18 protein-coding genes are annotated in these 16,837 nt (G+C 54.0%); 14 read left to right on the top strand and 4 right to left on the bottom strand.

Annotated elements, in window-relative coordinates:
* Positions 1 to 11: 11 nt before the first annotated feature.
* Positions 12 to 527, bottom strand: a complete 516-nt coding sequence (gene ssb / locus NeNHUV3_RS02020; RefSeq protein ID WP_048597611.1) for a single-stranded DNA-binding protein — start codon at positions 525 to 527, stop codon at positions 12 to 14.
* A gap of 173 nt (positions 528 to 700) precedes the next feature.
* Between ssb and NeNHUV3_RS02015 the strand changes: the two genes are divergently transcribed.
* The gene (locus NeNHUV3_RS02015; protein WP_391482153.1) at positions 701 to 1,300 is read left to right on the top strand and encodes a lytic transglycosylase domain-containing protein; all 600 of its coding nucleotides are present in this window, start codon (positions 701 to 703) and stop codon (positions 1,298 to 1,300) included.
* Here NeNHUV3_RS02015 and NeNHUV3_RS02010 read toward each other — a convergent pair.
* Entirely contained in the window at positions 1,297 to 2,244 is a 948-nt protein-coding gene (locus tag NeNHUV3_RS02010; protein ID WP_391482151.1) for a helix-turn-helix domain-containing protein, read from the bottom strand. The two genes, NeNHUV3_RS02015 and NeNHUV3_RS02010, sit on opposite strands and share 4 nt — an antisense overlap.
* 116 nt (positions 2,245 to 2,360) lie before the next feature.
* Positions 2,361 to 3,239 carry a tRNA (adenosine(37)-N6)-dimethylallyltransferase MiaA gene (miaA, locus tag NeNHUV3_RS02005; protein ID WP_391482149.1) on the bottom strand — a complete coding sequence of 293 codons (879 nt, stop codon included), beginning with the start codon at positions 3,237 to 3,239 and terminating at the stop codon, positions 2,361 to 2,363.
* A 91-nt stretch (positions 3,240 to 3,330) separates the two neighbouring features.
* Between miaA and pyrH the strand changes: the two genes are divergently transcribed.
* The 13 genes from pyrH to lpxB all read left to right on the top strand — a co-directional run bounded on the left by pyrH (position 3,331) and on the right by lpxB (position 15,635).
* Positions 3,331 to 4,050: a UMP kinase gene (pyrH, locus tag NeNHUV3_RS02000; RefSeq protein WP_048597724.1), complete on the top strand. Its 720-nt coding sequence runs from the start codon at positions 3,331 to 3,333 to the stop codon at positions 4,048 to 4,050.
* A 126-nt stretch (positions 4,051 to 4,176) separates the two neighbouring features.
* Positions 4,177 to 4,740 (top strand): ribosome recycling factor, encoded by a 564-nt coding sequence (gene frr, locus NeNHUV3_RS01995; RefSeq protein ID WP_391482148.1) that lies wholly within the window; start codon positions 4,177 to 4,179, stop codon positions 4,738 to 4,740.
* A gap of 56 nt (positions 4,741 to 4,796) precedes the next feature.
* Complete coding sequence (gene uppS, locus NeNHUV3_RS01990) at positions 4,797 to 5,588, top strand: polyprenyl diphosphate synthase (RefSeq protein ID WP_391482147.1); 792 nt, start codon at positions 4,797 to 4,799, stop codon at positions 5,586 to 5,588.
* Positions 5,572 to 6,372 carry a phosphatidate cytidylyltransferase gene (locus NeNHUV3_RS01985; RefSeq protein WP_391483159.1) on the top strand — a complete coding sequence of 267 codons (801 nt, stop codon included), beginning with the start codon at positions 5,572 to 5,574 and terminating at the stop codon, positions 6,370 to 6,372. Before uppS ends, NeNHUV3_RS01985 begins: the two co-directional genes overlap by 17 nt.
* On the top strand, positions 6,369 to 7,541 hold the full coding sequence (gene dxr, locus NeNHUV3_RS01980; protein WP_391482146.1) for a 1-deoxy-D-xylulose-5-phosphate reductoisomerase: 1,173 nt from the start codon (positions 6,369 to 6,371) through the stop codon (positions 7,539 to 7,541). Before NeNHUV3_RS01985 ends, dxr begins: the two co-directional genes overlap by 4 nt.
* A 48-nt stretch (positions 7,542 to 7,589) precedes the next feature.
* Positions 7,590 to 8,918: an RIP metalloprotease RseP gene (gene rseP / locus NeNHUV3_RS01975; protein WP_391482145.1), complete on the top strand. Its 1,329-nt coding sequence runs from the start codon at positions 7,590 to 7,592 to the stop codon at positions 8,916 to 8,918.
* 157 nt (positions 8,919 to 9,075) lie between these two features.
* A complete protein-coding gene (locus tag NeNHUV3_RS01970) occupies positions 9,076 to 9,207 on the top strand; it encodes a hypothetical protein (protein WP_267884453.1) in 132 nt (43 codons plus the stop codon).
* A gap of 108 nt (positions 9,208 to 9,315) precedes the next feature.
* Positions 9,316 to 11,649 carry an outer membrane protein assembly factor BamA gene (gene bamA / locus NeNHUV3_RS01965; protein ID WP_391482144.1) on the top strand — a complete coding sequence of 778 codons (2,334 nt, stop codon included), beginning with the start codon at positions 9,316 to 9,318 and terminating at the stop codon, positions 11,647 to 11,649.
* Between the two features lie 101 nt (positions 11,650 to 11,750).
* On the top strand, positions 11,751 to 12,212 hold the full coding sequence (locus NeNHUV3_RS01960) for an OmpH family outer membrane protein (protein WP_391482143.1): 462 nt from the start codon (positions 11,751 to 11,753) through the stop codon (positions 12,210 to 12,212).
* A gap of 102 nt (positions 12,213 to 12,314) precedes the next feature.
* A complete protein-coding gene (fabZ, locus tag NeNHUV3_RS01955) occupies positions 12,315 to 12,791 on the top strand; it encodes a 3-hydroxyacyl-ACP dehydratase FabZ (RefSeq protein WP_391482142.1) in 477 nt (158 codons plus the stop codon).
* Positions 12,788 to 13,573 carry an acyl-ACP--UDP-N-acetylglucosamine O-acyltransferase gene (gene lpxA / locus NeNHUV3_RS01950; RefSeq protein WP_391482141.1) on the top strand — a complete coding sequence of 262 codons (786 nt, stop codon included), beginning with the start codon at positions 12,788 to 12,790 and terminating at the stop codon, positions 13,571 to 13,573. Before fabZ ends, lpxA begins: the two co-directional genes overlap by 4 nt.
* Positions 13,570 to 14,457, top strand: a complete 888-nt coding sequence (locus NeNHUV3_RS01945; protein WP_391482140.1) for an LpxI family protein — start codon at positions 13,570 to 13,572, stop codon at positions 14,455 to 14,457. Before lpxA ends, NeNHUV3_RS01945 begins: the two co-directional genes overlap by 4 nt.
* Before the next feature lie 14 nt (positions 14,458 to 14,471).
* Positions 14,472 to 15,635 carry a lipid-A-disaccharide synthase gene (gene lpxB / locus NeNHUV3_RS01940; protein ID WP_391482139.1) on the top strand — a complete coding sequence of 388 codons (1,164 nt, stop codon included), beginning with the start codon at positions 14,472 to 14,474 and terminating at the stop codon, positions 15,633 to 15,635.
* A 23-nt stretch (positions 15,636 to 15,658) separates the two neighbouring features.
* Here the strand turns inward: lpxB and mnmA are convergent, their stop codons facing one another.
* Positions 15,659 to 16,804, bottom strand: a complete 1,146-nt coding sequence (mnmA, locus tag NeNHUV3_RS01935) for a tRNA 2-thiouridine(34) synthase MnmA (protein WP_391482138.1) — start codon at positions 16,802 to 16,804, stop codon at positions 15,659 to 15,661.
* Positions 16,805 to 16,837 lie beyond the last annotated feature (33 nt).

The raw sequence follows: 16,837 nt of genomic DNA, 5'->3' as shown, positions 1-16,837 counted from the left end.
TAACCATTTGATTAAAATGGAATTTCATCATCTAAGTCATTTGAAGGGCTAGGCGCGCCGCCACCCATTCCACCACCGTATGATGGACCGCTATCGTATCCGCCGCCGCTCCGATCGTCGGCCATGTAACCGCCGCCACCGCCGCCGCCCATGCTGCCACCACCGTTGTTGTCACCGCGTCCGTCAAGCATTGTCAGCGTGCTGGTGTAGGGACGAAGAACTACTTCTGTGGAATACTTGTCTTGGCCGCTTTGATCTTGCCACTTGCGTGTTTCAAGCTGGCCCTCAAGGTACACTTTGGAACCCTTGCGCAGATATTGCTCTGCTACTTTGGCCAGCGGCTCGCTGAAAATCGCCACAGAGTGCCATTCGGTGCGTTCTTTGCGCTCACCTGTGTTGCGATCTTTCCATGTTTCAGAAGTCGCAATCCGCAAGTTGCAGACCTTGCCGCCGTTCTGAAATGTGCGCACTTCGGGGTCGCGCCCCAAGTTGCCAATCAGAATGACCTTGTTCACTGATCCTGCCATGTCGATGTCCTTATTGATTCCTGCATTTCGCGCCACTTTAGGCTTTATCGCGGGCTTCAGAAACACCCAATTGGGTGTTCCTGTGGTTACCCTTTGCGCCGTGGGTGGTCATCATATCTAAATTAACTATATTTAATGTTAATTAACCTGACGCGGACAGCCACGGCATTATCATGAGTTTTTTGAAGGCATCTTTGTTAAGTACTTTGTTTGTTGCCGCATCTGCGTTGGCAAGTCAGGCGTCTGATACAGATTTTTCTTCCAAATCACGTGCTTCACTTTTTGCGTCGCAGACAGATGTTCTGGATGGGCGGTCATCGAAACAATACGCTAACTCGGTCAGGCTACAGCCCAAGTCAGCCAGTATCCCGACCCGGACAGCGCGTGATTTGCGTTATTATGGAACTTATGACGGCCCGTATTTGAAGCTTGCCAAGGCAGCTGCACGCAAACATCGGATCCCAGAGGGGCTATTTTTGCGGCTTATTCAGCAGGAATCCGCTTGGAACAGCACTGCGCGGTCGAGCAAAGGTGCAATTGGTCTGGCTCAACTCATGCCTGCAACGGCGCGCGATTTGCGGGTTGATCCGAAGGACCCAAAACAGAACCTCGAGGGTGGCGCGCGCTACCTTGCAGAGCAGTACCGCACGTTTCGGTCGTGGCGTCTGGCGCTGGCGGCTTACAACGCAGGGCCAGGTGCCGTGCGCAAACATGGCGGCGTGCCTCCCTTTCGGGAAACACAAAACTACGTTCGTAAAATCTACGGAAGTTAACCACGTTGGCGTGCGGGCTGTAGCAAAGCGCGGCCAAATTTCACGGTTAACGCTGGGCCTGTCGCGGCAGAGCGTGGGGGTTTGGGTGTAGCGCGTGCCTGAGCGCGAAAACCTGTTGGGTTTTGGCCCGTTTGCTGTTGAAAAACACGTGTGAAGTAAGCAGCGCTTTCAAAGCCCACGCGTGCTGCGGCCTCTTGTATACTAACACCTGTGTCAGCAAGTAAACGCTGCGCTTCGTATAGTTTCGTTAGCTGCAAAAGACGTGATGCGGGGACGCCAAATTCTGAATTGCAAACACGAGATAGGTGTGTTGCGGTCACGCCGAGGGCCTTGGCATAATTACTGACCGTGTCCGATGTACAAAATTTGTCGGCCAGCAGCGTAGTGAAACCTGCCAACAGTGTTGTGGCGGCGGTCGGTCTTATTTGATCGTTTGGCATTCTGTTGCGCACCAACCAAACACCAAGTAACGCTGCATGGGCTGCTAATGCAGCTTCGTTGGCGGCGTGTAACGTTTGATCCAAGTTGTGCTTTGTCGGCCGCTCAACTTCATTCACAAGATTATCCCACAAGCCGTTTAGCACTGATTGTAATTTCACGTCCGATACGCGGACATATGCACTTTGAGTTGGCAAATTTGCTTCAGTGGTACTTGGCAGGGCCATGACTGAGCCGAATGTGCCAGCGCCAAGATCGAGAGCCATGAGGGTGTTTGCAGGCACAAATGCCATCGCCGCGCCTGAAATCACGCGTTTACGTCCACCGATCATGAATGATCCTGTGCCTCTTGTGATCCAAATGAATTGTGGCCAAGGAACTGAGTGGGGAAGTGACAACCGCCATTGCCCGCCTTTCGTAATTTGGGCAAACGCCCGTGGCCCTACGTGAAATGTAGGTGTCACGGCGGGGGCAGGGACTGTCTTTGTGAAGGGTGTTCGTGACATCAATAACCGAAAACTAAAAAACTAACGACGCCGCTAGGATGTTCGAAAACTATATTCCAAGCAAGGCTTTCGATCCTAGAAAGATCATTAGACGTTCGATTTATAACTGCGTTGCCTCAACCAGTAGGGTCGAGCGGCATCCATTTCCCCATACGCGTCCGAAACCAAGTCCGCTGACGTTTCGCGTATTGCCGCGAAGCGGTAACTGCCAACGTGCGCGCTTCCGCCAAGCTTAATCCGCCTTGCAAATGGCCGATCAACTCCGGTGCACCGATGGCTCTGGCGGACTGATCCGCGGGGTTCCAAGTGGCGAGATTTCGCTGTGCCTCGTCCAATGCGCCTTGCGCAAGCATGATGTCAAAGCGCCGTTCAATCCGTTCGTTGACCCAGTCCTTCGGGGCATCGATCAACATTGGATGACAGTTGGCCAGCGGGACAATCGGCGGTGGGGTGCTGTCTTGCCAGTCGCTTAGCGGGCGGCCGGTGGTTTGGGCAACTTCCCACGCCCGCGTCACGCGCATCGGGTTCGCAGGATCAATGCGGCTTCTGGTTTCATCGTCGAGTTCCGCCAAAAGCGCGTTAATCCCATCAGCCTCAAGACGTTCATTCGCAAGCGCGCGAATTGCGGGTGGTGTGGGGGGGATTTCGGCCAAACCTTCTGTCAGCGCGCGAAAGTTTAGACCGGTACCGCCGACAATAATCAGACGTTCATTCCCCATCAACGCCTTCACATCACGTAGCCATTGACCCACCGAGTATGCGTCATTCCCCGCTACATGACCGTATAATGCGTGCGGTGTTTGCGCCTCATCCTCAACACTGGGGCGGGCGGTCAACACGCGCCAGTTTTCGAACACTTGTAGCGCATCTGCGTTAACAATGATCCCGCCTTTTTGCGCCGCAATTTCCATTGCTAAAGCGGACTTTCCAGACGCGGTTGCCCCTGCGATCAAAACAGGCAGTTCCGTTGAAAGTGTCTTGATCGTGTCAAACATGAAAATGCGCGCCTTTTGGTCATTGAACCGGCGGGCGGTTTACTCCATTTTGGCGCAAAGACAAAGTGCAAGCGATCGCGGGAGACAGCACATGGCCGATGGAACCACGTTTAAGCGGGTTATGCTCAAAATCTCAGGCGAGGCGCTGATGGGCGACCAGGGATTTGGGCTGCATCCGCCGACGGTGGAGCGTATCGCCCGCGAGGTGCAGACCGTTCACGAAATGGGCGTCGAGATTTGCATGGTGATTGGCGGGGGCAACATCTTCCGCGGTCTTCAAGGCTCTGCCCAAGGGATGGAGCGAACAACGGCTGACTATATGGGGATGCTCGCGACCGTAATGAATGCACTGGCGATGCAATCTGCTCTTGAGGGGCACGGCATCCATACGCGTGTCATTTCGGCCATTACAATGAACGAAGTGGCGGAGCCTTATATCCGCCGTCGCGCCGTTCGCCACCTAGAGAAAAAGCGCGTTTGCATCTTTGCTGCTGGCACGGGCAACCCCTATTTCACAACTGATACGGCTGCGACTTTGCGCGCAAACGAGATGTCGTGTGAGGCGATCTTTAAGGGCACCAAAGTTGATGGCGTCTATGACAAAGATCCCGCCAAACATGATGATGCAGTGCGCTATGATAATGTTACCTATGATGATGTTCTCGCCAAGCGCCTGAATGTGATGGACGCCAGTGCGATTGCTTTGGCGCGCGACAACAGCCTTCCCATTATTGTCTTCAGCCTTGATGAACCCGGCGGTTTCCGCGGCATTCTGGCGGGTGAGGGAACTTATACGCGGGTCCATCAATAACGCCTCACTGGGATTAATTGCGCGCTGGATTGTGACGCGCGGCCGGCGCCTTAATCACAACACTGGATTGCAATGCCCTTCCAAGGTATAGCTTAGAAAACAAACCGTTAATAAACGAGCAAACATATGTCCGACGATTTTCTTCTTGATACTGATGACCTTGAGCGCCGCATGGACGGTGCAATCGCAAATTTGCGGGTTGAATTTGCATCTTTGCGAACGGGCCGAGCCTCCGGCTCAATGCTTGAGCCGGTGATGGTGGACGCCTACGGGTCCATGACACCGGTTAATCAAGTAGGGACGGTCAATGTTCCCGAGCCGCGCATGGTTACGATTAACGTTTGGGACAAAGGCCTTGTGGGGAAAGTTGAAAAAGCGATCCGTGAAAGTGGCCTTGGCATCAACCCACAACTGAACGGCACGATAATCATGCTGCCGATCCCCGAACTGAACGAAGAGCGCCGCCGCGAGCTTACCAAAGTTGCGGGCTCTTACGCCGAGAACGCCCGTGTCAGTGTGCGTAACATTCGACGTGACGGTATGGACCAGATCAAAAAGGCCAAAAACGACGGCATGTCCGAAGATGATCAAAAGCTTTGGGAATCCGAAGTGCAGGAAATGACTGATAAATTCATCAAGGCGGTCGATGAAGCGCTTGAAGTAAAACAAGCAGAGATCATGCAAGTTTAGCATTATCAAAGGCTTGCACTGCGTATTGAATGTATTTTTAGTAGGAATTTTTAGTAATGTTTGAAGATGCACAAAAAGGGCCCAAGCACGTTGCCGTAATTATGGACGGTAACGGTAGATGGGCGACCATGCGTGGCCGTCCGCGGCTTTTGGGTCATCATGCAGGCGCAAAACGAGTCAAAGAAATCGTGCGGGCATGTCCGGGCGTTGGTGTAAAATACCTTACTATTTTTGCTTTCTCCACAGAGAATTGGAAGCGTACGCAGATCGAAGTTTCGGGGCTGATGAAGCTTTTCCGACGCTATATTTTGCGCGAAGCGAATGATTTGTTGGCGGAAGGAGTCCGTGTTCGCTTTATTGGTGACCGGGCACGTCTTGACACAAAACTTGTGACAATGATGGATCAGCTTGAGCTGTTAACAAGCGCCAACAGCAAAGTGCACCTGACGATTGCGTTGAACTATGGTGGTCGCGATGAGGTTGCGCGCGCGACGAAGCGGCTGGCTGCAGATGTGCAGGCGGGTGCTTTGCTGCCTGGTGATGTGGATGAAGAAACGCTGCCTCGCTACCTTGATACACACTTCTTGCCAGATCCTGATCTTGTGATCCGCACCAGCGGTGAAGCGCGCATTTCCAATTTCCTTTTGTGGCAGTCCGCCTACGCGGAATACGAATTTATCGATACCTTGTGGCCGGATTTTACCAAAGATATTCTTGCGGATGTGGTGGCCTCGTATGGTGGCAGGTCACGCCGATTTGGTGGCGTTTCGGAACCAACTCAGGCATCAACACCCCTGACCAAAACCCCTAACCGAGACCTAGACTTCAATGATGCCGACCAAAACTGATGCCGCCAAATGGGATGATTTAAAGACCCGTACACTTTCTGGCATTGGAATGGCCGTTGTTGGTGTGGCGGGAATTGTTGCAGGTGGCGTCTGGTATCAGATGCTTACTGTGTTTGTGACGGCCGTAATGGTTTGGGAAGTTGCTATGATGATCCAACCTGACCGGCCAACGCCTGGCATGTTGGCGGCGGCTTTAACCGCATCCGTTTTGTCGGGTTTGCTTGCCAGTGACTACCATGTGTTTTTGCCACTTTTGTTGATCCCGCCAGTCTTTTTGATGTTGTCGCTCAAAAGCGAACGGCTCGCTGGTTTTTGTTTTGCATTGGGAATTTTGCTTGCAGGATGGGGCCTTGTGCATTTCCGCGAAACTTATGGGACCGTGTGGATCCTTTGGTTGGTCAGTATCGTGATCGTCACAGACATCGGCGGATATTTTGCTGGCCGTACGTTTGGTGGGCCTAAATTTTGGCCAAGCGTGAGTCCGAAAAAGACGTGGTCAGGAACTGTTGCGGGCTGGGGGCTGTCGGCGCTGGTGGGCTATGTTTTTGCGGTCAATACAGATGCAGGTGCGGCTCTTCCCATCATTTCTGTCGCGCTCAGTTTTGCAGGTCAGATGGGTGATATCGCCGAAAGTGCGCTTAAACGGCGGATGGGTGTCAAAGACAGCTCCACGCTGATTCCGGGCCATGGGGGCCTGTTTGACCGGTTCGATGCGCTGTTGGGTGCCTCCCTTGTAATGCTGTTGGTCGCGATGGTGCTTGATGTGCCGGGAGTGGCATTTTGAAACGTGTGAGCATCTTTGGTGCCACCGGAAGTATTGGTCAAAACACAATTGATTTGATCCGCCGCGCCCCTCATGAATGTCAGGTTGTTGCGCTGTCGGGTGGCGCAAACATCAAACAATTGGCTCAAGATGCGATTGAGTTTGGGGCAGAGGTAGCCGTTACATGCTATGACGCGCGCCTTGATGAATTGCGTAATGCGCTTGCCGGAAGCGGAGTTGAGGCCCAGGCAGGCTCAAGTGCGATCAAGGAAGCGGCAGCGCGCCCAGCCGATTGGATTATGTCGGCAATTGTGGGTGTCGCTGGTCTTGTTCCAAGCCTTGAGGCTGTAAAACAAGGCGCCACGCTGGCGTTGGCAAATAAAGAATCCCTTGTCGCTGCGGGTCCGCTACTTATGCGCTTGGCCCGCGAAAATAATGCGACCATTCTGCCTGTTGATAGCGAACACTCAGCTGTTTTTCAGGCGCTGATCGGTGAAGATATGTCTGCTGTTGAGCGCGTCATAATTACCGCCAGCGGCGGCGCTTTTCGCGATTGGCCGATTGATAAGATCAGGGCGGCGACCGTTGCAGATGCGTCTAGTCATCCAAATTGGGACATGGGGCAGCGGATCACGATTGATAGCGCGTCTATGTTTAATAAGTCTTTAGAACTTATTGAAGCTAAAGAGTTTTTTGGCATTCTTCCGTCGCAAATTGAGACACTTGTTCACCCTGAAAGTATGATCCATGCGCTCGTTGGTTTTAATGATGGGGCTCTGATGGCCCACGTTGGCCCGCCTGATATGCGCCATGCGATTGGGTTTGCGCTTCACTGGCCTGAGCGGCGCAAGCTGCCTGTTGAGCGCCTCGATCTGGCCAAGATTGGATCATTCACGTTCCGTGCCCCAGATGAAGCGCGGTATCCCGCCCTAAGGCTCGCCCGCGAGGTGATGGAGCTTGGTGGGTTGTCAGGTGCTGTGTTCAACGGTGCGAAAGAGCGCGCGCTTGATCATTTTATCGCGGGTAGCATCGGCTTTTTGGATATGGCGCAGGTCGTTGAGCAGGTGCTGAGCCAAATGGACGCAGACAATCGCCTCAGAAACACCGATATCACCCTTGATACGGTGCAGGCCGCAGACCACATGGCAAGGCAGATCGCGGACATCAAAAGCAAATCGGTAGCCGCGTAATTTATCTAACGCACCAGCAAAAAGCGTGCAGATCGGGCGAATAACATCATGGATTTAGCAAGTCTTATCAGTGAGTTTGGCGGCATCGCCTACACGCTTTTGGCCTTTGTTGTTGCGCTTTCTGTGATTGTCGCGATCCACGAGTACGGCCATTACATTGTGGGCCGTTGGTCGGGCATCCATGCAGAAGTCTTTAGCCTTGGTTTTGGGCCGGTGCTCTATTCACGGGTCGATCGGCGCGGCACTAAATGGCAGATCGCCGCACTACCGTTCGGCGGGTACGTCAAATTTCTAGGTGACGCAAACGCTGCTTCTGTTGGAAGCGCTGAGGGTGAAGCGGCCCCTGCGCGCAACACAATGGCGGGCGCGCCTTTGTGGGCACGTTCTGCCACCGTGGCAGCAGGGCCGTTTTTCAACTTTGCACTGTCAATCCTGATTTTTGGTGGTGTAATCTTATGGGACGGCAAAGCTGCGGATCCGTTGACCATCGCTGAACTGCCGTCGTTGCCGCCGCAGATGCAGCAGGGGCTTCAGGACGGCGATGCGTTGATTGAAATTAACGGCTCTGATGTGACGACAACTGAAAAGTTTGCGGCTACATTTCGCTCGCTCCCCAAAGAGCCGATCCTCGACTATGTGGTTGAGCGGGACGGCATCCAACTTGAGGTTTCAGGGCCTTATCCATCGGTTCCAATTGTGACCAGTCTTGCGCCAAAATCAGCGGCACTGTCTGTGAACATGAAGATTGATGACGTTATAACGGCGATAAACGGGTCTCCTGTGTTTGCATCGGATCAAGTGATGGCAGCTGTCGTGGCGTCCGAAGGCGCGCCATTGCTATTGGACGTCTGGCGTGATGGCCAGGCCATGCAATTTACGCTGGTCCCGCGGCCGCGCGACACGCCACTAGAAGACGGAACGTTCGAGCGCCGTTGGATGATTGGCATCGGGATGGGTTGGTTCTTTGAGCCAAAAACAGAACCCGTAGGCATGGCAGAAGCTGTGACTGATGGCGTGCGGCTAACATGGGGTGTCATCACCGGCAGTTTGAACGGGCTTAAACAAGTTATCACTGGTGCGATCAGCACGTGTAACCTGAACGGCCCCGTAGGTATTGCCCAAACATCCGGTGCGATGGCCAGCCAAGGGGGGCAGAGCTTCATTTGGTTTATCGCATTTTTGTCTACGGCCGTCGGACTGTTGAACCTGTTTCCGATCCCGGTTCTGGATGGTGGGCATTTGGTATTTCATGCGTATGAGGCCATCACGGGCCGTCAGCCGTCAGCGCGCGCGCTTGAGATATTCATGGCTGCAGGGCTGACGTTATTGTTGGGTCTGATGGTATTTGCCTTGGGGCATGATATATTTTGCACCTGATGCCTGCCGTTTGATGCGCACGTTGCGGCGTTGCACGGGCTGATATTTGACATAGGTGAAGGTGGTTCTTTGCGCACCTCGCCTAATTTCGGCCTCATTTAGCTCCTAGATACATCACGATCGCGCGTGTGTGCGGTCATTATTTCAGGAGGCATCTATGCAAACAATTCATCAATCATATCGCAGCATGCGCCTTGTTTTGGACCTGAATTGGGACCGTGCGCTTTATCTCGCAACAATCGCTGCGGCACTCTGGGCAGGCAGTGTGATTGGCAGCGTTTTACAGTAACAATCACGGTCCACTTTATAACCTTTCGCGGGCTGTCAGATCGTTTTGACATCATGCTGTAGAAAGGATATTTCTGGCATCAGATTTTAGGTTTGCTGGGGATAGCTAATGGGTTTGCTTTTGGGTGTATGTCGTGCCGGAACAGGTACGATGAAACGAGCGGGCCTAGCGGCAGTGACTGCCGGCTTTATGTCTGGCGCTGTTTACGCGCAGTCTTTTACATTTGATAACGTCGAAATTGAAGGGAACGCCCGCGTTGAGGCGGCTACCATCCTGTCGTTTGCTGGCATTAGCCGCGGCGAGACGATCAGTGCAGGCCAGCTAAACGATGCATTTCAACGTGTGCTAAGTTCGGGCCTGTTTGAGGACGTAGTTCTGACGCCACGCGGCAGCACGCTTGTGATTGAAGTTGCTGAATTCCCCACAATTAACCAGATCAATGTTGAAGGTAACCGCCGCCTGAAAGATGAGGTTGTCCAAAGCTTAATCGCCTCGCAACCGCGCCGCGTTTACAGTCCGAGTGTGGCCGAACAGGATGCCGAACTAATCGCGCAAGCCTACGCGGAGCAGGGGCGTTTGGCCGCAACTGTTAAGCCAAGCATCATCCGCCGTTCTGACAACCGCGTCGATCTTGTGTTCGAAGTAACTGAAGGCCGCGTTGTAGAAGTTGAGCGCTTGTCGTTTACGGGCAACCGCGCTTATTCGGACCGCCGTTTGCGCCGTGTCCTGCAGACCAAACAAGCGGGTATCTTCCGCCAAGTCGTCAGCCGCGACACGTTTATTGAAGACCGCGTGAATTTTGACCGCCAAGTCCTAAGCGACTTTTACGCCTCTCGCGGTTATGTGGATTTCAATATCCAAGGGGTCTCATCCGAGCTGACCCGTGAACGCGACGCGTTCCTGATCACATTTGATGTCGAAGAAGGCCAGCAGTTCCGCCTTGGAGAGGTCAACGTTGTAAGCCTTTTGGATGATGTGGATACCGCAGAATTCGAAGATGCGCTGAAAGTCGGGCGCTCACCAGTCTATTCCCCGAACCTGATCGACATCAACATTGCCCGCCTTGAGCGCCGCGCGCTTGAGTTGGGCTTGAACTTTGTGCGCGCCGATCCGCGGGTGACGCGCAACGATCGCGACCTGACCCTTGATGTGACGTTTGAATTGACACGCGGTGATCGCATTTTCGTTGAGCGCATTGATATTGAAGGCAATTCGACAACGCTTGATCGGGTTATTCGCCGTCAATTCAAAGTCGTTGAAGGCGATCCATTCAATCCCCGTGAAATCCGCAATTCAGCCGAGCGTATCCGCGCTTTGGGTTATTTCGGCAATGCTGGCGTGCAGGCGCGCGAGGGCTCCAGCCCCAACCAAGTTGTGATTGACGTTGATGTGGAAGAACAACCCACCGGCAGTCTGTCGTTCGGGGCGAGTTTTGGCACTGCAAACGGTTTTGGCCTGACAGCTGAGCTGCGTGAGCGTAACTTCTTGGGCCGTGGGCAGTCAGTTTCGCTTGGTTTCAACACCACCGATGGCAGTGAATCCCTCAGCTTTAGTTTCAACGAGCCTGCGTTTCTGGACCGTGAGTTGGGCTTTGGTCTGTCAGGCAGCTATGGCACCACGGACAGTGATTTCGCCGCCTACAACACCGAAAGCGCACGTCTGTCCCCATCCATCAACTTCCCTGTGAGCGAAAACGGCCGGTTGAGCCTGCGGTATTCACTGGGGTTCGAGGAGGTGCTTGATGTAAGCGACGGCTCTGACGCGCGCTTGGAATCGTCGGACCTTTTGCAACAAGATCAAGCCAAGGGACGTGAGACAGTCAGCTCAGTTGGTTATACCTACAGCTTCGACTCGCGCACCACGGGTCTTAATCCTGACGCAGGTGTGATCTTCCGCTTCTCGCAAGACTTCGCAGGCGTTGGCGGTGACAAAGAGTATTTGCGCAGCACATTCTTTGCAGGGGCGACCACCAAAGTCCTGAGCGACGAAGTCACGCTTCGTGCAGTATTTGAAGGTGGTGCGCTGAACTCGCTGAACGACACCACAAGCGCTGTGACAGATCGTTTTGGATCAAGTGGCCGTCTGCGCGGGTTCGAGCCCGGTGGCTTTGGTCCCCGCGATCGTAACGCGCCTGCCAATGATGCGCTTGGCGGTAACTACTACGCAGTGATGCGACTTGAGGCTGATTTCCCAATCGGATTGCCGGAAGAGTATGGCATTTCAGGCGGGGTTTATCTGGATGCGGGCTCGGTTTGGGGTTTGGATGATGATCTGAGCGGTGCGATTGATGACAGCTTCTCACTTCGTTCTGCTATCGGTGTTTCAATTTTCTGGAATACCGCGATTGGCCCGCTTCGGTTTAACTTCTCAAAACCGCTCGAGTTTGAAAAGAACTTCGACAAAACGGAAACCTTTGATCTTTCCGTTTCGACAAGCTTTTGATGCTTAGGGATGTTTTTGCCTTCTGCGCTGTGCTTTGCATGGCCGTGGGTGCGGCGCAGGCACAAACAACGCGTGGACCCGGCTTTGACACAGGTGTGGTGATGAGCGCGGTCCTTGTGATCGATAGTGACCGCTTCTTCACCAACAGCGAATACGGCAAGCGCGTCGCAACCGATCTTGAGGCAGAGCGGCTACGCCTTGTACAAACCAAACGCGAGTTGGAGGCAGAGCTTGAAGCCGAAGAACAGCGGTTGCTTGAGTTGCGTGATGTCACACCAGCAGATGAGTTTTCGGCTATGGTCGATGTGTTTGATATCCGTGTCCAGCGCGCGCGACAGTCCCAAGATGAAACAGGGCGCGTGCTGTCACAACGATATGAACGGGCACGGGCCGAGTTCATCAATGAGGCCCTTCCGATCCTGGCCAACATTTTGGCCGAGCGTCGCGCAGTAGCGGTACTCGAGCGTGGCAGCGTCTTTTTGTCGGCGGATGCGATTGACATCACGGATGAGGCCATTCGTTTGGCTGATGCTGCCCTCGGAGACGGATCAAAATCCGACTAGGGCAGACGTTGTCAGTGTGCTCTGCGACCGCAGCCCATGAAACTTGCCGCCACCGCTGCGCTTTGCTAGGCAGGGGAACAAGATATAACGCAGGTGACTTTCATGAGCGACGCAGCCGAGACCGATCTAAAATCAGCAGATATTGGCTTGATCCAACGGATCATACCGCATCGCTATCCGTTTCTACTTGTTGACAAAGTTATTGATATTGACGGGTATCAATCGGCTGTTGGCATCAAAAATGTCACCATGAATGAGCCACATTTTCAGGGGCATTTTCCATCTAAACCTATCATGCCTGGCGTGACCATCATTGAGGCGCTCGCTCAGACGTCTGCTGTGATGGTTGGTGTTGCGATGGACATGGTCGATAAGGATTTGCTGGTTTACTTTATGGGGATCGACAACGCGAAGTTCCGGCGCATGGTTGTTCCCGGTGATGTGGTGCGTTTGGCCGTGGAAACCACCCGCGGCAAACCTGGCGGAAAAGTCTGGAAATTCCGCGGCGTTGCAACAGTGGACGGTGAGATGGCCGCTGAATGCGATTTCACAGCAATGATGGATTTGCCCAAAGCATGAGTGGAAATATTCACCCCTCAGCGGTCATCGAAGACGGTGCTGTCATTGGCGACGGTGTTGAGATTGGCCCGTTTTGCCATGTTGGGCCGCACGTTAAACTCGCGGATGGCGTCATTCTCAAATCACACGTGGTTGTGGCGGGGGATACCGAGATCGGCCCTGAGACGATTATTTTTCCGTTCTCAAGCATTGGTGAAATCCCGCAAGACCTTAAATTTGCGGGCGAACAGACAAAGCTGATCGTAGGTGCGCGGAACCGCATTCGCGAACACGTGACGATGAACACCGGCACGTCCGGCGGCGGCGGCGTGACGCGCGTTGGGGATGACGGGTTGTTTATGGCGGGCTGTCATGTTGCTCATGATGCGATCATTGGCGACCGTGTGGTGATTGTGAACCAGACAGCAATCGCGGGGCATTGCGTGATAGAGGACGATGTTATCATTGGTGGGCTCTGCGGCATCCACCAGTTTGTGCGCATCGGTACGGGCGCTATCATCGGGGCGCTTTCAATGGTGACAAATGATGTGATCCCACATGGATTGGTCCAAGGCCCACGGGGCGAGTTGGATGGTCTCAACCTTGTTGGGTTGAAGCGCAAAGGCGTCGCACGTGCGGATATCACCGCATTGAGGGTGGCTTTTCAAACGCTGAAGCAAGGCGAGGGCAGTTTTGCCGAACGCGCCGCGCGCCTGGCTCAAGACAGCGACAGTGATTATGTGGCGGATTTGGTGCGTTTTGTTACGGGCACCACGGATCGCCACTTCTTGACCCCAAAATGATTGCTCTGATTGCAGGGCAGGGCCAATTGCCTGTTGCGGTGCATTGCGCGCTCAAAACTGCGGGCCGTGCGCATGTTATTGCGGCAATGGGCGATGTTGATCCCAGTTTGCCAGATGTGCAGCCGTTTCGAGTGGAACAATTAGGCAGTTTTTTTGCTGCACTTACGGACCTTGGGGTAAGCCAGGTGTGTTTCGCAGGTGCTACCACTCGCCCACAGATTGACCCATCGAAAATAGATGCGGCCACTTTGCCATTGGTGCCAAAAATTGCGGCAGCAATGGCAGGTGGCGACGATAGCACTTTGCGCGTGGCGATTTCGCTTTTTGAGGACGCCGGTTTTGAAGTCATCGCTGCACCGCAACTTGTCGACGGCCTGCTACCGCCCCATGGGGATTTGACGGCTGTAAAGCCTTCCGAGGGTGATATGAAGGATATTGCACGTGCTCGTGATGTGCATGGTGCTCTGGCCGGTGCAGACGTTGGGCAAGCGTTGATCGTAGCCCATGGTCAGGTTTTGGCGGTTGAGGCGCTTTTGGGCACCGATTGGATGATGCAGTCTTTGCTACAAGCAGCACCTGCGCAAGACGTGGCAGATGTATTTTCTGATCCATTGGGTTTTGCCACGGATGTTTTGGCCGGACCAATCCAAGATGCCCCTCGCCGGAACCCTCGGTTGCCAGAAGGCGGTGTGCTTTATAAGACACCGAAGGCGGGGCAGGATCTACGAATTGACCTGCCTACCATTGGGCCGGAAACCATTCGCGGTGCCATTGCTCTTGGTCTGAACGGCATCGCGATCGGCCTCAATACTCAGGTTCTGGAGCTTGATAAAACCATCGCCGCCGCATCCGACGGTGGGCTGTTTTTACACGTGCTGACATAGGCGGCAGCGTGGAGATGTCTGATCCTTTGAAAGTGTTCATCATCGCAGGTGAGCCATCGGGCGACGCACTTGGTGGTGATGTTATGGCGGGGCTGAAAGAGCTTTGTCCAAACATCACATTTCAGGGCATTGGCGGTTCAAATATGCAGGGCCAAGGTCTGGAAAGCCTGTTCGATATGTCAGAGCTGTCCGTGATGGGCTTGGCCGAGATACTGCCGAAATACCGCCACCTGAAACGGCGTATTTCACAAACTGCCCAAGCCGCCATTGCCGCGGCACCTGATGTAATCCTGACAATTGATAGCCCTGATTTTTGTCTCAGGGTCGCAAAGCTGGTCAAAGCGCAGCGCGATATTCACGTCGTTCATTACGTAGCACCCAGTGTGTGGGCATGGCGTCCGAAACGCGCACAGAAAATGGCCCGCCACGTAGATCAGGTCTTGGCCCTGTTACCGTTTGAGCCGCCCTTTATGCAGGCAGCGGGTATGCAATGCGATTTTGTCGGCCATCCCGTGGCCAATACTGCCCAGGCGAGCAGGCAAGACTGTGCGGCATTTCGTATGCGCCATCAAATTGCTGAGGACGCCCCTTTGGTTCTGGTTCTTCCGGGGTCTCGTGGTGGGGAAGTGCGGCGCCTGTCAGATGTGTTTGGGGAAGCGCTTGCGCATTTTCAGCAAACACACAGCAATGCGCGGTTTGTGTTGCCAGTAGCGCCTTCCGTAAGGGGCCTTGTAACTGAGCTAACGGCGAATTGGTCAGTCAAACCGATCCTGATCGACAGCGCAGATCAGCCCGAGAAGCTTTCCGCCTTTGGCGCGGCCAATATTGCGCTTGCAGCATCAGGGACTGTTTCGTTGGAACTTGCCGCCGCACAAACGCCGATGGTCATTGCCTATAAAATGAACTGGCTTACAGCGGCCATCATGCGCCGGTTGATGCGGGTGGATACAGTTACGCTGGTTAATCTGGTGTCTGAAACGCGGGTTGTGCCCGAATTTTTGATGAAAAACTGCACAGCCGAGGCTGTGGCGCAGGGCTTATCTACACTTTTTGCAAAACCAGCGACACAATCGGCTGCCTTAGACATCACGATGGATCGGCTGGGACGCGGGCAGGAGCGGGCAGGGCTGCGCGCCGCCCGGGCCATTTTGAGTGGTATCAACAAGTCGGTAGGCTAGGCTTTTCAATAACGGTTAAGGTCTCAGGCTCCGCGCCAAATCCAACCGCCGCCCAAAATACGCGTGCTGCCTTCTTCATAAAATACACAGGCCTGCCCGGGTGAGACACCTTCTTCCGCGCTCAGCAGTTCAACTTCCGCGAATCCCCCCGGCTTTGCGCGCAAAATTGCGGGCCGCGGCGGGCGGGTTGATCGCACTTTTACCAAAATTTCGCGTTCCGCGACTGCCTCAAACGCAGTATCGCCGAGCCAGTTGATCTCTTTGATTGGAATGTTGCGCGTTGCCAGCATGTCCTTTGGACCGACTACGACTTCTTTTGTATCCACATCCAGTTTCACCACATAAAGCGGCTCTGATAGCCCCCCAATTCCAAGGCCGCGTCGCTGACCAATGGTGTAGTGGATGACCCCTTCATGGGTGCCCAGAATGCGTCCATCCGCATGAACAATATTGCCCGGCTCCGCAGCACCGGGGCGCAGTTTTTCAATCACCTTGGCGTAGTCGCCATCAGGCACAAAACAAATGTCTTGGCTGTCAGGTTTATCCGCCACCGGTAGGCCGTATTTTTGGGCAAGGGCGCGTGTCGCTTCCTTGCTTGGCAAATGACCAAGGGGGAAGCGCAGATAGGACAATTGTTCTGGCGTGGTTGAGAACAAAAAGTATGACTGATCACGGTTGCTGTCTTCGGCTGAATGCAGCTCGGGACCGTTCGCACCCATCTTGCGCTGAATGTAGTGGCCGGTTGCCATGCAATCCGCCTCAAGGTCTTTGGCAGTTTCCAGCAGGTCTTTGAATTTCACCCGCTCGTTACACCGAATACAGGGTACGGGCGTTGCACCACCAAGGTAGCTTTCCGCGAACTCATCCATCACAGCGTCTTTGAAAATATTTTCATAATCAAGGACATAGTGGGGGAAGTTCATCTCTTCGGCGACGCGACGTGCATCGTGGATATCGCGACCCGCACAGCACGCACCCTTTTTGGCAAGAGCGGCCCCGTGGTCATAAAGTTGTAGCGTAACACCCACCACATCATAGCCTTCTTCAGCCAGTTGTGCAGCCACAACAGAGCTGTCGACGCCGCCGGACATGGCCACAACGACACGTGTCTCAGATGGCGGTTTTGCAAAGCCAAGTGAGTTAAGACCAGCGGTGTGATCGAGTGCCATAAGCGGTTCTCCGGGTGATGAGGTTAATCGCAA

The organism is Nereida sp. NH-UV-3 (assembly GCF_042939535.1).
Classification (GTDB): domain Bacteria; phylum Pseudomonadota; class Alphaproteobacteria; order Rhodobacterales; family Rhodobacteraceae; genus Nereida; species Nereida ignava.
The sequence above is the reverse complement of the archived record's forward strand: the minus strand, read 5'-3'. Positions and strand labels throughout refer to the sequence as shown.

Bases quoted from the DNA above. Each gene is read 5' to 3' on its own strand.
- ssb (WP_048597611.1), bottom strand. From the start codon at position 527: ATGGCAGGATCAGTGAACAAGGTCATTCTGATTGGCAACTTGGGGCGC.
- NeNHUV3_RS02015 (WP_391482153.1), top strand. From the start codon at position 701: ATGAGTTTTTTGAAGGCATCTTTGTTAAGTACTTTGTTTGTTGCCGCA.
- NeNHUV3_RS02010 (WP_391482151.1), bottom strand. From the start codon at position 2,244: ATGTCACGAACACCCTTCACAAAGACAGTCCCTGCCCCCGCCGTGACA.
- miaA (WP_391482149.1), bottom strand. From the start codon at position 3,239: ATGTTTGACACGATCAAGACACTTTCAACGGAACTGCCTGTTTTGATC.
- pyrH (WP_048597724.1), top strand. From the start codon at position 3,331: ATGGCCGATGGAACCACGTTTAAGCGGGTTATGCTCAAAATCTCAGGC.
- frr (WP_391482148.1), top strand. From the start codon at position 4,177: ATGTCCGACGATTTTCTTCTTGATACTGATGACCTTGAGCGCCGCATG.
- uppS (WP_391482147.1), top strand. From the start codon at position 4,797: ATGTTTGAAGATGCACAAAAAGGGCCCAAGCACGTTGCCGTAATTATG.
- NeNHUV3_RS01985 (WP_391483159.1), top strand. From the start codon at position 5,572: ATGCCGACCAAAACTGATGCCGCCAAATGGGATGATTTAAAGACCCGT.
- rseP (WP_391482145.1), top strand. From the start codon at position 7,590: ATGGATTTAGCAAGTCTTATCAGTGAGTTTGGCGGCATCGCCTACACG.
- NeNHUV3_RS01970 (WP_267884453.1), top strand. From the start codon at position 9,076: ATGCAAACAATTCATCAATCATATCGCAGCATGCGCCTTGTTTTGGAC.
- bamA (WP_391482144.1), top strand. From the start codon at position 9,316: ATGGGTTTGCTTTTGGGTGTATGTCGTGCCGGAACAGGTACGATGAAA.
- NeNHUV3_RS01960 (WP_391482143.1), top strand. From the start codon at position 11,751: ATGAGCGCGGTCCTTGTGATCGATAGTGACCGCTTCTTCACCAACAGC.
- fabZ (WP_391482142.1), top strand. From the start codon at position 12,315: ATGAGCGACGCAGCCGAGACCGATCTAAAATCAGCAGATATTGGCTTG.
- lpxA (WP_391482141.1), top strand. From the start codon at position 12,788: ATGAGTGGAAATATTCACCCCTCAGCGGTCATCGAAGACGGTGCTGTC.
- NeNHUV3_RS01945 (WP_391482140.1), top strand. From the start codon at position 13,570: ATGATTGCTCTGATTGCAGGGCAGGGCCAATTGCCTGTTGCGGTGCAT.
- lpxB (WP_391482139.1), top strand. From the start codon at position 14,472: ATGTCTGATCCTTTGAAAGTGTTCATCATCGCAGGTGAGCCATCGGGC.
- mnmA (WP_391482138.1), bottom strand. From the start codon at position 16,804: ATGGCACTCGATCACACCGCTGGTCTTAACTCACTTGGCTTTGCAAAA.